Raw genomic sequence first — 14,417 nt, 5'->3', positions numbered from 1 at the left:
ACTGCACTCGACAGGGTGTGGGAGAGTAGGACACCGCCGGAACATCATTGCGAAAGGCCCTCCAACTACGGTTGGAGGGCCTTTTTGCGTTCCCGGACCCGGCTGGATCACCCAATGCTCGCTCGTCCCAACGGAACTGGCGATACCCTGTGCCGGTGAGTGGAGAACTCCCGCCCGCCGAGGGCGAACCGAAGGCCCATGTCCACGGTCGCGCGAGTCTCGGCGCGGAGCACCGGAGTGCGCAGAACGAGTCCTACACACGGAAAGCGCGGTCCAGCACGAACTTCGGCGTGTGGCGGCGCGAAACCGTGGTGAGCCGCGAGGGCACGAAAGAGCACCGGAACACCGTGAAGCTGGTGGTGGCCGGTGGTTTCCTCGTAGCGGGCGTGGTTGGTGCGGCACTCGTCTTCATGGCACTGCAGTCCGATGCCAATGGCGGTGTCCCACCGAGCGGCGGTTCCGTGACGTCCGTTGCTCGCCCCAGTACGCAGACACAGGTCACCACACCTATCGCTCCGGCCACGGTGAATCCGACGACGACCTCGCCACGCACGCCGACGGCGGTCCTGACTCAGCAGTGCCCCGAGGCCACAGTGTGCTGGTGGGGCATGCCCGACTTCAAGGACTTGCTGCACACCCTCCCGCACGGCGAAGTGCCGTCGGTCGCACCGCAGAGCTGCCTGGAGCTGGGCGTCGCGAGTCTCGGCCCGCAAGGCGCCGGCTCCATCGTCAACGGCGGCACTGTCCCTCAGACCTTCTGGGAGAACGGCGACTGCACCGGCCGATCATTCGTCATGAAGCCGGGCGAGCAACTCGCGAAACTGCCGCTGTTCCCGTTCTCCGTCAGCGGGTAACGACCGCTCGAAGCGTTGAGCTGCGTTCCTGGCGGCATCATGGATTGGATTCCACTGTCCGCAGCACCTGGAGCAGACCGTGCACCGCGGCCTCCTGCCCGGCCGACAGCGGATCGGTCGCGAATTGCATCAATTCATTCCGCACCACCCGCACCTGCTCCACCAACTCGATCACCTGACTCTGATCCAACCAGCCCGTCCTCGAGCGCCCGCCCCTCCCGCTGTCCCCGCCCGAACCAGCCAAGCATGCCGCGCCCGCCCACTATCAACCACGCTCTGGCCTCCCCATCGGGCAATGTTGTGGAACACGCTGCCTATCAACATAGTTCAGTACGCGATCTGCCGCTGTGGCTGCTCGAAACGGGATCTCTCCTTGCTATGTCGTCCGGAAGAACGCGGCAGGGACCATGCTCCGGCTACACGGACGGATTGGACGACGCATGGGTTGACGAGGGCAGGCCGTTGCCGCGATGGTGCCGGGCCGTTCGTCGATGGTCGCGGGACGTGGGGCGTACTCCGCGGAACCAGCCATGGCGGGCGTAGTATTAGTACGCGGATGGTCGCTATGTCAGTTGTCTCTTGCTCGGAGAGGTCAACCCTACCACTGAACTGGGTATACCTGCTTCTGCGCGGGCTAGATCATTGACAGATGTCCAGCTGCATGACACATGATCAGTTGTGTCAGTCGGACGCTGCTGGCAAGGTATGGACTCAGAACGCCACAACAAGATTCGAGGGGATCATGGCTTCCGTCCAACCGCCCGCACCGCGCCGACCCAACCGTCCGACGTCCGTCCTCGGGCTCATCGGCACCCTGCTCGACGCCTATCTCTCCGGACAAGCGGGATGGAGGCAGGCTCTACAAGTGGTATTCCTCGCTGCCGCGCTGACGTCGATCGTGGTGGTCGCGTGCCTGGTTCTGCGGTCCGGACTGCCGTGGTGAGCGGCGACATTCCGTTCGCCGAGCAGATGACCACAGCCGAGCTGGCTGCTGCTATCGGTGTCGATGTCGCGTCGATCGCACACTGGCGAGGTCGCGGCACGGGGTTCCCCGACGGCCACCTCGAGGGCCGGCTTCGGACATACAGCGTGGGAGAACTGCTGCCGTGGCTGGATGCACGAGCCGTTCCACTACGAAATGTGTGGCATGGGGAGGCGGCGGGGGTGACGTATGGTGATCGCCTGCGGAGTCACTTCGCCAATCGAAATGCGACGGTGTCACCGCGATCCGGCCCTGCGGATCCGCGGCAGGCAGTTCTGGACGCGAAAGCTCTCGCCACCCGTGGATTTCCTGGCGCGGCCCCTGCAGCTGTGCTGGAGGCGGTTCTTTCTCTCGCGTTCGTGTGGGTGGTCGACGGTGCCGCGTGGCATCGCATCGAGTCGGCGCGCGGAGCGGTGGGAACCATCGTGAGAGAGGTCGATCCGGTGTTCCGTCGACATGGGATCACCTCCGATGCGGCAGCCTTGTTCGATCACATTCGGTCAGCCCGGCCGGACGCCGTGCAGCGGCTGATCAAGATCGGCGGAGGATTGGGCGTCGACGGATTTGAAACGATTCATCGAGGCCTGGCACAATCCGAGGGGGCAACACCATCCACCTACCAGACACCGCAAGCAGTGGCAGAGCTGATGGCCGAGTGCGTACGGCCGGGTAGTGGATCTGGCTTCAGCGTGGCGGATCTTTACTGCAGGCACGGGGAGTTGGTGTCCGCGGTAACGGGCTCACGTGCCTCCGCAGACGTGGAGGTGATCGGGCGTGACAGTTCGATCATTCGAAGGGTTCGCATGAATCTGATCATGCGAGGCCACACCGCCACCACCTCAGTCACCCAGGCCCCGCCATGGTCCAGCGGCAAGATGCGCCAGCACGACGTGGTCGTGGTCAACCCGCCCTTCAATCAGCCGCTCGACGAGACCGATGCCACCTGGGACTACGGGGAACCGCCGCCGCGCCGCGCGAACTTCGCCTGGCTTCAAGCGGCGCTTACCGCGACTGCCGACCGAGGACGGGCGGCCGTGCTGATGCCGGTTTCCTCCACCGCGACCTCGGATGCGGACGAGCGCAACATTCGGAAGGCATTGATAGACAAGGGCGTTGTGCGGGCAATTATCCGCCTGTCGGGCGACCTGTTTCCGGTGTCGTCGGTTGACGCGGCAGTGTGGATTCTCGGCCGGCCGGCGGGTGGCGTCGACGATCCCTCCATCGTCATGGTTGATGCGACATCGTCGAAATTCAAAATCAGCGAGCGCGACAGGCCGGTTCTGGCGGGCGCTGAACAGATCGCGACATTGACGCGGGCGCCCTCAGGGCTGGTCGCGGGCGAAACCCGCGAGGTGGCTGTCGAGCGGGCGGTCGGACCGGCACGGGCGGTGGCCGTCCCTGTTTCCGTTGTCGCTACACACGACTACGTCCTGACTCCGCACACGTACCTCGACGTCGATGAGCTTGCCGGTGAGCAGCGAATCCACGGCATCAAGGAGTTCGGGCGGGCGGCGGATGCAGCGCTGGACAGCGTTCGGCATTCCGCTCCGCCTCCCATCTCTTTCCTGCGCACCGATACTCGCGAATCTGGATATCCAGCGGACTGGACAATCCACAAACTCGGCGACCTGTGCGAAATCAAGGCGGGGCCGTCCAGGCTGACCCGGGCACGCATCGTGACCGGCGACGACGCGACGGTGCCGGTCCTGCGGCCGAGCAGCCTCGAAGCAAGGCGAATCAACACGGACGGGCTCGATCGCACAACAGACGAAATCGCCGCTGACTTCGCGGATTACATTCTGGAGGCCGACGACATTCTCGTGGTTCGAGTCGGCCAGGTTCAGGATGCCGCGATGACGGCGTCGCCTATGTCCGGATGGCTGTACGACTCCAATCTGACTCGCCTCAGGCTCCCCTCCGACGGACCACTCGATCCCCGATACCTGCTCGAGTTTCTGCTCAGCCGTCGGACGAGCGACCGAATCCGGGCAACCGCGTCGGTACACGTCGCACCGACGATGAGCGCGCGTTCTCTCGCTGAGCTCGACGTTCCGGTGCCGCCCCTCGACCAGCAGGCGGTGATCGTGGCCGCGTTGCGAGACCGTGAGACCAGGATTGCCGCCTTGCGGGACGCCATCGAGGCGGAGGAGAAGTTGCGAGGTCTGTTGGCAGAGGGTTTGGTTGGTGGTGTGCTCGGCATCGGCCCGGATGTAGCGTGAATCCCCGCATCGAACCCGCGGTTCGACCCAGAGGGTGACGATCCACGCGATGGTTTCGAGTTTGGGGTGTGCAAGGTCAGCGTGTCACAAGGAGTTCTCGGCGTCGCTCGAATATACGCCGTGAAACGGCGACCGGCCGGGGTGAAAACCGAGTGGTGCGCGGGATCGGCAACAACGGCCGGGGACAGCTGAAGGGCCGACTCCGGACATGGTTCTCCTATGGGAGACGTTCGCAAGGGTATGGCCCGCACGAACCCGCAGGGCTCGTCGGCAGGATGTCGCGGACCGATGCTCGTCGTGCGACGTCGTGCCCGACAAATTCAGCGGCGCGTGCCGCTGTAGATGATGGACATTAGTTGGCAGTGCCTGACAGCGCTGCCGACTTTCGCCGACGATCGAAGGTCACCGGGCTATTGGTGGCGCTAAGGGCGCTGCGTGGCAACGGCACTCAGGTCGTGCAAGGGACATGACCGTGCGCGGAAGCCCTTCGGCGTCGGCGATCCGGTCTGCGAGCCCCGGATTCGGGCATGCTCGTCCGCCATCACATCTGAGTCGGCGTTGCGTCCATATACTTTCATGGCGTGACTGTGCCACGCGTCACTGACAGGTTTGAGGACACGATTGATACCGGGATGATGGATGGGCGCCAAGCACGTCCTGGGCCCTCGGCGGCGAATACCGGCGTGCACTCGGCGAATTGGATTCGCTCGCCAAGGCCTACCGCCGGGTCGAAGGGAAGTTCAGCGAGTCGGCATGGGAGGTCCGGGCCATAGGCGCCCAGTGCAGGATGCAGCTCGGGGACATCGATGGCGGACTCGCGGCTTTGCGTGCGCTCCTCGACGATATCGTTGCCGCCAGCGGTGACAGCAGTGAACACGCGCTCCAGTTGCGCGCTGACCTTGCCGAACTGCTCCTAGGGACGGGTGATCTCACCGAGGCGATGGAACTGCTGGAAGCGCTTCGTGACGATCTGATGATCTTGCGGGGCCCCGACAATCCACTGACTCTCGACATCGCGGCCCGATTGGCTGCGCTCCGCCACCCGGATCAGGAACCGTGATCGTCGGGAACCCTCAGACCTCCTCTGCCATCGCGATATTCACGACTCGGTGTCGTCAGCGGAATCCTCGAGGTGGTCGAGGATTCGCCCAGCGAGATCAGCCAAGGTGTCGCCTTCCGGGGTCACCCATCGCGTCGTCCCTTGATTCGCGACCGGTCGACCGGCCCACTCGGCAAGCTCCCACATATGCGAGATCAGGCCCGACGGCGAATATTGCCTGCCGTCGGCCGCCCAAAGAATGGGGCGTTGACGGTGGGGGATCCAGGTACCCCGCGCGCGATTCGGATCCTCGGCCAGCCAGCTCGCCAGGGCGGCCGTTTCCACCGGAAAGTTGTTCGAAAGAACCAGCGGTGTGCCTTCGGCGAGTATTCCCCGATCTATCAGTACCGTGACGGCATTGGGTCGACGGCGGGTGCGTACTTGATTGCTCCTGCGATATCGCTGCGTCACGAGCTCCGGCAGCAGGCCGTCTCCACACAGAACCTGATGCGTGATCTCCCGACATCTGTCGATGTCCGAGCAGACGGCCTGCAGTCGCGCGCGATCGCCGAATCGGTCATCGATTATCCCAGTCACCTGCGGAACCAGCTGTTTGACCAGGTCCGGTATCTCACGCTCGGCACGTTCGGACCAAGCCAGATCGGGATCGGGCTCATCGAAGCCGTCGGCATCGAGCTTTCGGAACACGAGATGTGTCAGCAGATATTTGCCGTGGTCCATCAGTACGACACCGCGGCGAGCGAACTTTCCTTGCAGACGGTGGACGGCGCGCTGTACCGCACGCAGCACGAGCACCGCGTTCCATACTTGATACGCGCTCGGGCGTGGCCGGAAAAGGACATCGTGGATGCCTTGCGAACCGCGTTCCCACAACACATCCAAGGTGGTCGCGATGCGCGCCGCGTACTGACTGTCCGGATGGGCACAGGCAAGCGCACATGCCGCCTCCACGACCGAACAGCCGGCATCTGCGTGCGGCTCGAGTTCACCGCGCCGCACGCTGTACTCGAGGCCGAGTTCGGCCCGCATATCCGCCATGATGGCGGCGTGCAGTGGCTCCAAAGCGATGAAATCGCGTGGTTCCACGCGATTCTGACGGTTGGTCGCCTGGGTGGTGCGCTTGGCGAAGTCCTTCGCGGACCCGGTGACAATGATGCGCACACCCACTTGCGCCTCGCCCGCTGTGTCGTCCTGCCGGACGGCTTCGGCGATGGACTTCACCGTCTGCGCGCCATTGACGACGCTGGCGCCGCTCAGGGTCAATGACAGCGGCCGGTTCTGTGGTGAACGCATATTGCGGTTCGTTCTTTCGACCGATTCACAGAGTACGGTGATCCCATTGTTGAAGTACCAGAAACTCGCAGGCTCCTCGGTCAAGGTCTCGATCAGCTCGTTGTTGATGCGGGTTCGGCCGAGTGGATTTCGGATATTCGCGCTGAACAGGTCGTATCCTGTTTCGACCCAGGCAGCAATATCTCCGGCGTTGACCACCCCTTGGAAGGATGGGTGCGGTGAGCCGATTTCGAACCAGGGGAACAACTCGACGTTCAGATCGACCGGTGGAGGAGTGAGATCGTTTCGGACAGATTCCCAAACCTCGTGAGCGAGAATGATTCGATGATCGAGCACCGTGCCGTGTCGATTGAATTCTTTCTCGCCGTTGATCAAGGCGTCGGTGAAACCATCGGTCACCTCGTCGGCACGCATCAAGACGATGACCTGCGTGACAGGGACCGGGCGCTTGGTCAACTCGGAGTGCGCGCGCTCCGCGAGTACGCGACCGCGGGGGTTGAACGGCGCGAAGTCGCCGTCGTCGATCAGACGTAGCCCAGACAGCAGTTCCATCACCGCCGAGCGTTCGCTCTGCGCCTTGCCAGTCTTGCTCCACTTCGCTTGGACAAGATAGATGTGTGGGTCGGTGCCGTCGACTACCGCGATCGCGTCGATGCCTTGGTCGGCGGACCCGTCGATCACGGTGAGCGCGGCCTCGTGATGGCCGAATCCGGTGACGATCCGGACCGCTTGGGCGGTGAGGGCTCGTGACAGTGCGCGGGGCTCCACCTCCTCCGGTGGGCGGCCGTCGAGATCACTGATATCGAGCAGATCGGATTCGATATAGATCGTTCGGAGCGCCCGGCCGACCTGGCGAACTTGAGTCGGTACGGTGGCGTCGCCATGTGTGCTGGTCAATCTCGTCCCTCCTGACAGCCATCGGCCTACGCAAACCGCAACCCACCGCTTCGCGTGGACAGCCGTCTCCTCCTGACGTGCTCGGGTTACATCCTGGCAGATCGATCGGTCGGCTGTCCGGCACTGACCGAACTCATCCTTGTGCGCGACAACCCATCTCGCCTATTCGGGCCGAGGCCGATCACGATTACCGGAGGTCTGTTGTCTCGGCCGACCGTCACTTGGTCGCACCCAGAACCCAGCTCGTCGAGGTCGGCTGCGGTTCTCTCGACCTTGTCGGCCATCGCCGCAGCCGGCAGCCTCATGACTCGTTGATTCCGTGCAGCACCGGGCTGTTGGTGATCTCGGCGGCTGATGACGGGGGCGCGTGGCGGCGACCGCCGACATGCGAACAGGTGAGTGTCGCCGCGACGGCCTCACTGACGAGACGGACCACCGGGTCGGCCGAGTCGGCAGGCGTCGGCGTACCTGTCCGATGTGGATGCCCTTCGAGATCGAAGAAGAACTGGATGCCCTCGGCGCTGCTCGGAGTATTGGCCGATCATTACGTGCCTGAGTCGGCCCGGCTCGAGCTCAACGGTTGTCTGGCCGCGCATGACAACGACATCGAACCGCTGCTCCTCGTGGTGGCCGACTGTCCCTTCCGGTGGAGTGCCGCCGCGATGACCTGTCCCAGGAACTTCGGGCGTGGTGTAGTCGACATCCTCGCCAGCGTAGCGGCATGGGCCGCCAGGTATGACTCGGGCATGAGGGTGGAACGAAAAGGACAAGTTGACGGCCGACATGATGAACCGTCCCGATCGGTGGGCTGACGTAACGATGGATCAGGTGCGAGCCGAGTGCAAAGACGTGGAATGCGGCCGAATGACGTGGATGCCGCGTCGAAGCAACATCGGCCAATGCGGGCATCGCTTGACGCGGTGCTAGCAGAGGGCGTGGATGAAGACGATCTCGGATGTGTCCTTGCTCGTATAGGCGACCCACCTGGTCAGGGCGGTTTGCCCTTCGTCGGCGCGAAAGGTATGTTCCGATTCCAACAGCGGGAGGTTCTTCGTATCCCGCCAGTGGTACTTCCAATCTTTCGGCACCCCGGCAATGAATTTGGTAAGGCCTGACTTGGTCTTGAACTCATCGATTTCGTTGGCGGGGATTTCTACCACAGCGGTAACTACTTCATCTCCGAAACCTGTCTGCTGCTCGAATTCGACAAGTTTGACGCTGTTTGGGAACACGAGTGAGCCGCAGGTCTCGAGGGATAGGAGGTCTTTGCGCTCGCTCGAGCAGGCTGTCAGTGCAAATATTTGCGCGCCTATCGCGGCGATGAGGAGTGCATAGGTCAGTCTTCGTTTCATAGCCTCTGTGTCCAGGTCTGTATGGTGTCGGATTGTCCGCGTGCTATGAAACTTCGTGCCCACCCGAATTCTTCGAGTTCGCGCATGTGATTGCCAACCGAGTTGGCTTGGTTTCGTTTGACGTTGCCAAATGGAATCCAATTCTTTGTTTCAAAGTTGTAGTAATCCCAGATGTACACCTTATAGCTCAACTCGGCGTATAGACCGTCGTCTCTGGAACGAACGATTGTGTCACTTCCGACTGACACATCGAAGTGCCCGATCCCGAACTCGACGTCTGGATCCTCGGTGGGTCCGCAGCCCTTCCAGTCAGAGGTGAGCTCTCGAAGGATACCGACCTGTGGGTCCAGTCTCGCCTGTTCGACGATCCCGTCGAGACACAACGCGACGGTGTCCCGGACGTTCGTTGTGTTCACCGCTTTTTGGAAATGTTCGGATTTTATGGTGAAGTCGGAGTTCGGTCCAGGGTTCGACAGGTAGAATTTGAAGAGGTCCGCTGAGAAGGTGTAGCCAGCGCCCTGAAAATATTGTAGAGCGAAGAAAGCGTCGACGGTCTTGTAAGTCCTGGCTTCGATCTTGTCGGCGATTCCAGTGCGTGATCCATACGCGGCCGGATTCTTCTTCGGCGGATCAGGCGGTGGATGCAAGGCTGTTCTCCCACCAAACGTTGTCGCTGTAACCGTATCGCCTAGTTCCCATGTCAGCGATGGCCCAGCCCGGAGCAGTGAAATCGTCGGGCGCAAAGGCCGGAGGCACCCGGCCTGACGTGTACTCCAATGCTTGGGACACTTTTCCGATCGCGTCTCGTATCTGGTCCTGACGAGCACGAGCGGCCGCGATGAGGACGTCCAACTCGGAGGAGATCGTCGAGCGATACGATTCCTGGATCGGCTCCGCCAATGCTTGAGCCCAAACTCCCAACGGGAATGTGAAATCGAGCAGCGTGATCGACTTGGCGAGGCCGCCACTGAGTTCCGTCGCTTGGTTGTGGACGAGTCGTTCTAGAAAGGTGGCGGCGGCCTCGACTATCTGACAGACAGCCTCCATGTCGTCGCTGCGGTTGGTCAGCGTCATCGCAGTCGTGCTCGAGCTCGCCTCGAAGGCCTGCGCGGCGTTGCCGGACCAACTGCTCCGCAGCCAGGTCGCACCGCCGGAAAGGTTCTGGGAAGCGACGTAGTCGTTGATCCCGATCAGCCGGACCAGCTTGCCGGCGGTCTTCAGTGACTCCCAGTCGGCCTCCAATGGCTTCAGGAGATCGGCTGCCGGCTGGACGCCGACAGCGGCCATGATCGCGGCGTCGTAGCACGAGATCGACTCGATGGCGGAGGTCACGGTCTGGCGGACCGAGTACGTGACAGAGTCGGTGTTGGTGAGTGCTGGAAGTTGCAGCGACGGGTATCGCACGCTGTCGCCAGTGCCCAGCTGATCGCCGGAGCGGCTATCTCCTCCGACGCTCGCCAAGGCGTACGCATTGTTCTGGTCTGTTGCTTGATAGGAGGTTGCCGCAGTCGAGAGATTGTCGGCGAGGTCCTGGATAGCGGTTTGATCCGTGCGTTGCGCGGCCTCGACCGCGACGTGGAACCGCTCGAGTGGCGGCGATACCTCGGCGAGAAGACCGGCGACGCCCTCGGGTAGCCGGATCTCGGGCATCAGGCGCGAGGCGTTGGCGGAGAAGTTCGAACCGATGTCCTGCAAGTCCAGCCTGAAGCCGTTGAGCTTAGTCGACTCTACCGATAGTTCAGCCATGGTCCAGGCCTGGACGAGATAGCCGGCGGTGTATATGCGCTATCGCAAATCGCATGTGATGCCCACTCCCCCTTAGTAGTTCAGCGATCTGGGCTGGAGAGTACAGTAGGTTCCACCCGTGCGCCATCGCGGATGTCGGTGCTGTGAGCGCATCCGAAGTGGTGCTGGCTCAAACCGTATCGAGTGCACGATCGACGAGCGCCGGGCACCGAATCGGAGACTGAAGCCGAAGAAGCTCATCGACTGCATGATTCCGCCGGCCAAGGCTATCGCCTGGTTGTAGACCAGGCGCTCGAGACATGCGCCGCCGTTCTCGACGATCTTCGACACGGCGTTCAGGTCGTCACTCGCCCCGTGACCGTCTGCGCCAGGGTGGACGTGCTCGATCCGAAGGCGGTAGAGGCGTCGCCCTGCCAACTGTTCTGCAGCCATCGCGTGCCTTCGGTGAGGTTCTGTGACGCCACATAGTCGTTGATGCTGAGGCTGCCGATGCGTTGGCCGATAGCCTGCAGCGTCTCCCAGTCGGCTTCCAGCGGTGTCAGTTAGTCTGCGGCGGGCTTCATGCCGATCGCCGCACTCAATGCTTCGTCGTATCCGGCTATCTGCTCGATCGCGCTGACCACAACCGCGCGCAATGTGTAGGCATCCTCCAGGGTGTCCGGGAGAGTGGGAACTGCAGTCCGCCGAAGCGTTTCACGGTAGCGCTGGATCCGGTTGCTGTACCGGAGCCACCATGGGCGTTCGTGGAGGTCGTTGACAGCGCGGTTGCCGTCGCATCGTCGGTGGACTCGTACTCGTTCGCCGCCGTGGTCAAGGTCGTGCGGAGTGTGTCGATGGCCGCCAGGTCCGATTGTTGCGCTGCCGATATCGCGACGCGGAACTTCTCGAACGCGGGTGTCAGGGTGGCGATTACCCCGGATGCCCCGGGCGGGAGCGTCACTGCTGGAAGCAGTCGTGTGGTGTTCGACGCGAGGTTGGTTCGGGGTCCTCGAGGTCCAGGTGGAATCCGGTCAGGCTGCCGACGTCGACGATGAGATCGGTCATGTCGTCACCGCATTCGGACGGGCGGTGTGGTCGGTCGTGATGACCGAGCTGTGTTGTACGGCAACGTGATACGGACGAAACACGATATCCCCCAATTCAATCCGGTGGCAGCCTATCTCACCGCGCACGCACGACGATGCCGTGGGGGAGCGGGGCGCCCGGGCGAATCACGGCAGTTGGAGAGGGGTACTGCAGGCGATCGTCTCCTGCCCGCCGGGCAAGCCGGTGTACAGGGATTCGCCGTCGACGTCGCGAGGGGCAGGGCCGGCTGTCGACGAGAAGCCGAGGCAGAACGAGATCGAATACGGAGGGCCCGTCAGAGGCGGCAGGTTTTCCGTCGCCGAAGGTCCTTCCGGGTGGACTACACGCAATGGCAGCGGCACGTGAATCCTGTCGGTCAGAGTGGATCCGGGTTCGATTCGGGTTGCCAGTGGGGGCGGGAGCGGGATCGATCTCGGCACTAGGCAATTCGGTGATCGGTACAGGAATTGTCGCTGGCTGATCTCGACGACATCATCGGTGCGGGGTACGACGAAATGCCTCTCGCGAGGGGCGGCCGAGCCGGTGTCCTGCTGGATTCGGTTGATCGCGTAGACGGGGCTGGTTCGGTTGTTGGTCGCGGTGTAGCGGATGATCAGTTCCGTTGGGGTTTTCGTGATGTCCACAGTCAGCCCCAGTCTTTCGTCCCACTGCGCCGGGGCGGGTTCGCACCACTGGTATCGGTTCTCGTCGATCGGAGTGGTCGATGGTTGTGGCGAGGTGGTTGGAATCGCCGAGTATCGCGTAGCCGAGTCGATGTGCTCTTGGGTGCACCCGGTGAGGACGAGGATCGACGATGCGAAGAGGACCCGTCGTATGTTCATGGGAGTACTGATCACTTCCCGGGTGCGTAGTGTTCTCGGCGGGGGATTCCCAGTTCGTCTCGTAGTGCGTTCTCGGTCAGCACCGAGGGATGCTCGCTCTCGTCGGCGAACTGTTCCGGTGTGCTGGGGTCGTTGTCGTGGTCGATGGTCAGGCCGACGGCGACCCGTTCGCGTTCGAACATGCCTTCGCCGGTGGGCGAGTACTTGTTCGGGTACTGGCGGTCGACCGCGTCGGTGCCGGTGTAGACATCGGACGTCGGCCGCATTGTGCCATGCGTTTCGTCGTAGGCGTGCGCGGCTTCGTGGTAGAGGGTCGTGATCGGTGGGTGGTTGTCGTACGGCGTTCCAGCGTACGCGGAGCTGACCTCGGAGAACGATGTGCCGCGTGGGTTGTAAGTGATCGTCGACGAGGTACCGGCGCCTGGTTTGCCGTCGGCGCCGAGATCCGCTGCGGCGGGATCTGTCGCTCTGGCGGAGTCCGATCCGGCCGCTCCTTCGATGATCGTGACGCTGTGCGGGGTTTCGCCCAGGCTCGCGAGCATCTGTTGCCCGATCGGCGATGACCGCATGAACTCCAAGTCAGCTCGTACGCGATCCTGGAATTCCGGGGATCCGGTGACGGTGACTTTGTCGGGTATGTCGCTGAGCACCACGTTCACGACGTTGTTGCTGCCGTTCTGGCCGGCGGCGCCGACGGAATCCTCGCCGTCCTGGGCGTAGATGGTGTCGTTGCCTCCGTCGTTGCCGACGGCGTCGGTACCGGCGCCGGTGTAGACCTTGTCGTCGCCGCCGCCCGACTGGAGGCGATCGTTGCCGGCGCCGCCCGAGACGGTGTCGTTGCCGAAACCGCCGAAGACGGTGTCGTCACCGGCCGAGCCTTCGACGTAGTCGTTGCCGTCGCCGCCGAAGAGGGTGTCGTTGCCCTCGCCGCCGTAGATGACGTCGTCACCGGTGCCGCCGCCGAGGATGTCGTCGCCGGAGGCTCCGTTGATGTAGTCCTTACCGCCGCCGCCTTGGACCTTGTCGTTTCCCGCGCCGCCTTCGAGCTTCAATCCGACCTGGGTGCCCGCGTCGACGGAGATCTTGTCGTTGCCGCCTTCGGTGAAGAGTGTGATGTTCTGGGCTTGCCGGCCTTCGAACTTGTACTCCTTGCCGTTCACGGTGACGGTCACGATGTGGGTGTTCGGGTCTTCGTGGACGTCGACATCGTCGTCGCCGTCGCCTGTCTTGATCACGACGGTCTTGTCGGTGGTGACGACCACGGGTTGCCCCGCCGGGTCGAGGCCGCCGCCCAATTCGGTGGCGGCGGTTCGGAGTGCCGCGGCGGTGGTCTGGTCGTCGGTGTTCGCGTCGGCGATGATGGCCGTGACCGAGGCGACGATGTCCGATTGCACCGTTGTGCGTCGGGTGCGTTCGGAGTCGGTCAGGTCGGTGTCGCGTCCGTCGCGTTTCCAGCTGTCCGTCACCGACCCGTCCGCGGCGATTTCGAATCCTTCTGTCGTTGACCAGGTTTCGAGATCGGTCGCTCGTGTTCGGAGTCGATCCATGGTGTCGGCACGGTTGATCGCGACCTGTTTGAGTGGTTCGACGATTCCGGCGATTCGGCTGAGTTCGTTCTTCGACGTCAGCAGATTCTGTTGCGCGGCATCCTTGGTCGCGCCGGTCCAGTCGGGGAACGCGGAGGCGCGATCGATGTAGCCCTCGAAATCGCGCACCGATTGGCTGCGGCGGGACAATGCGCGGACCGCGGTCATCAGTGTGTCGGAGTTCCAGGAGATCACGTCGGACCAGGTCGCGGCCATCAGGCGCCCGTCTGAGCGGTCAGGGCCGCCGCCGTCGAGCCGTCGACCGCGGCGAGCGAGTCGATGCTGGATATGACGGCCTCGGTGAACCCGGTCAGGACCGTCAGCAGCGCGGATCCGACAGTGTCGAAGGCGGCGTCGAGGGTCGCGGCGGCGGTTGTCGATTCACCGCCCCAACCCGGCTCGGCGCCGTGCATCTCGGTAGACAGCGAGTTCCAGTCGTATCGAACTGTCTCGGTCTCGGTCACGAGCCGCTGGATAGTCGAAACCAATTCCGCGACAGGCAGGTCCAGATTTCCGGTACC

13 protein-coding genes are annotated in these 14,417 nt (G+C 63.0%); 5 read left to right on the top strand and 8 right to left on the bottom strand.

What is annotated here, in order from left to right; all coding sequences use genetic code 11:
• Positions 1–290: 290 nt before the first annotated feature.
• Positions 291–854, top strand: coding sequence for a hypothetical protein (locus ATM97_RS03380; protein WP_218716454.1), 564 nt, complete (start codon positions 291–293; stop codon positions 852–854).
• Positions 855–891: 37 nt separating this feature from the next.
• On the opposite strand, the gene ATM97_RS03375 is transcribed toward ATM97_RS03380, so the two are convergent.
• Positions 892–1,044: a hypothetical protein gene (locus ATM97_RS03375; RefSeq protein ID WP_218716453.1), complete on the bottom strand. Its 153-nt coding sequence runs from the start codon at positions 1,042–1,044 to the stop codon at positions 892–894.
• A gap of 552 nt (positions 1,045–1,596) precedes the next feature.
• Between ATM97_RS03375 and ATM97_RS03370 the strand changes: the two genes are divergently transcribed.
• The 3 genes from ATM97_RS03370 to ATM97_RS03360 all read left to right on the top strand — a co-directional run bounded on the left by ATM97_RS03370 (position 1,597) and on the right by ATM97_RS03360 (position 5,115).
• Positions 1,597–1,797 (top strand): hypothetical protein, encoded by a 201-nt coding sequence (locus ATM97_RS03370; RefSeq protein WP_218716452.1) that lies wholly within the window; start codon positions 1,597–1,599, stop codon positions 1,795–1,797.
• Positions 1,794–4,055, top strand: a complete 2,262-nt coding sequence (locus ATM97_RS03365; protein WP_218716451.1) for an N-6 DNA methylase — start codon at positions 1,794–1,796, stop codon at positions 4,053–4,055. Before ATM97_RS03370 ends, ATM97_RS03365 begins: the two co-directional genes overlap by 4 nt.
• A gap of 697 nt (positions 4,056–4,752) precedes the next feature.
• On the top strand, positions 4,753–5,115 hold the full coding sequence (locus ATM97_RS03360; RefSeq protein WP_218716450.1) for a hypothetical protein: 363 nt from the start codon (positions 4,753–4,755) through the stop codon (positions 5,113–5,115).
• A 39-nt stretch (positions 5,116–5,154) separates the two neighbouring features.
• Here the strand turns inward: ATM97_RS03360 and ATM97_RS03355 are convergent, their stop codons facing one another.
• Positions 5,155–7,305 (bottom strand): AIPR family protein, encoded by a 2,151-nt coding sequence (locus tag ATM97_RS03355; RefSeq protein WP_218716449.1) that lies wholly within the window; start codon positions 7,303–7,305, stop codon positions 5,155–5,157.
• Between the two features lie 509 nt (positions 7,306–7,814).
• On the opposite strand from ATM97_RS03355, the gene ATM97_RS03350 reads away from it, so the two are divergent.
• Positions 7,815–8,117, top strand: coding sequence for a hypothetical protein (locus ATM97_RS03350; protein WP_218716448.1), 303 nt, complete (start codon positions 7,815–7,817; stop codon positions 8,115–8,117).
• Positions 8,118–8,228: 111 nt separating this feature from the next.
• On the opposite strand, the gene ATM97_RS03345 is transcribed toward ATM97_RS03350, so the two are convergent.
• From ATM97_RS03345 to ATM97_RS03320, 6 genes are all read right to left on the bottom strand, one after another.
• Entirely contained in the window at positions 8,229–8,657 is a 429-nt protein-coding gene (locus tag ATM97_RS03345; RefSeq protein ID WP_218716447.1) for a hypothetical protein, read from the bottom strand.
• Positions 8,654–9,304 carry a hypothetical protein gene (locus tag ATM97_RS03340; protein ID WP_218716446.1) on the bottom strand — a complete coding sequence of 217 codons (651 nt, stop codon included), beginning with the start codon at positions 9,302–9,304 and terminating at the stop codon, positions 8,654–8,656. The genes ATM97_RS03345 and ATM97_RS03340 overlap by 4 nt, the downstream gene beginning before the upstream one ends.
• The gene (locus tag ATM97_RS03335; protein WP_218716445.1) at positions 9,288–10,403 is read right to left on the bottom strand and encodes a type VII secretion target; all 1,116 of its coding nucleotides are present in this window, start codon (positions 10,401–10,403) and stop codon (positions 9,288–9,290) included. The genes ATM97_RS03340 and ATM97_RS03335 overlap by 17 nt, the downstream gene beginning before the upstream one ends.
• 1,211 nt (positions 10,404–11,614) lie before the next feature.
• Positions 11,615–12,112 (bottom strand): hypothetical protein, encoded by a 498-nt coding sequence (locus ATM97_RS03330; protein WP_218716444.1) that lies wholly within the window; start codon positions 12,110–12,112, stop codon positions 11,615–11,617.
• Positions 12,113–12,321: 209 nt separating this feature from the next.
• Complete coding sequence (locus ATM97_RS03325) at positions 12,322–14,112, bottom strand: M91 family zinc metallopeptidase (RefSeq protein ID WP_218716443.1); 1,791 nt, start codon at positions 14,110–14,112, stop codon at positions 12,322–12,324.
• On the bottom strand, positions 14,112–14,360 hold the full coding sequence (locus ATM97_RS03320) for a hypothetical protein (protein WP_218716442.1): 249 nt from the start codon (positions 14,358–14,360) through the stop codon (positions 14,112–14,114). The genes ATM97_RS03325 and ATM97_RS03320 overlap by 1 nt, the downstream gene beginning before the upstream one ends.
• Between the last annotated feature and the right edge of the window lie 57 nt (positions 14,361–14,417).

It is taken from the genome of Nocardia sp. MH4, assembly GCF_019266065.1.
GTDB lineage: Bacteria > Actinomycetota > Actinomycetes > Mycobacteriales > Mycobacteriaceae > Nocardia > Nocardia canadensis.
The sequence above is the reverse complement of the archived record's forward strand: the minus strand, read 5'-3'. Positions and strand labels throughout refer to the sequence as shown.